Annotated in this window: 1 pseudogene; it reads left to right on the top strand. The window is 65.8% G+C overall.

Going from position 1 to position 631, the window contains the following annotated elements:
• A pseudogene (locus NLR35_RS34195) lies at window positions 1–631 on the top strand (flagellar protein); the annotation flags it as partial.

The following is a 631-nucleotide window of genomic DNA, read 5'->3' as shown; positions in this document are numbered from 1 at the left end:
GCGTGAGCAACCTGCTGTCGGCGATCCAGACCGCGACCGGCGTGACCGCGTCGATCACCGCGGGCGCGATCACCCTGACGCCGCCGGCGGCCGGATTGACGCTCTCGGGCAGCTCCGGCTTGTTGGGCAAGCTCGGGCTGAGTGCTGTCGGCGACGGCCTGTCGGGGCAGACACTGACGATCGGTGCCACGGGAGGGGGCACCGCCACGAGCATCACGTTCGGGCTAGGGACAGGACAGGTCAACTCGCTGAACGATCTCAACTCGAAGCTCGCAGCGAACAACCTCCAGGCCTCGATCGACTCCACCGGCAAGATCTCGATCACCACCACCAACGACGCGGCCTCGGCCACGATCGGTGCGATCAGTGGTTCGGCTGCCGGCTCCAGCCAGTCGTTCAACGGCCTGACGGCAGCGGCTCCCGTGGCTGACGCGACGGCGCAGACGCAGCGTGCGAACCTGGTCTCGCAGTACAACAACGTGCTGGCGCAGATCAATCTCACCGCTTCGGATGCCTCGTTCAACGGCGTCAACCTGCTGAACGGCGACACGCTGAAGCTGACGTTCAACGAGAACGGCAAGTCGACGCTGTCGATCACCGGTGTGACCTTCAACACCGGCGGTCTCGGCCT

This window comes from Bradyrhizobium sp. SRS-191 (assembly GCF_024586915.1).
Classification (GTDB): domain Bacteria; phylum Pseudomonadota; class Alphaproteobacteria; order Rhizobiales; family Xanthobacteraceae; genus Bradyrhizobium.
This window is presented reverse-complemented; position numbering and strand designations above follow the sequence as displayed.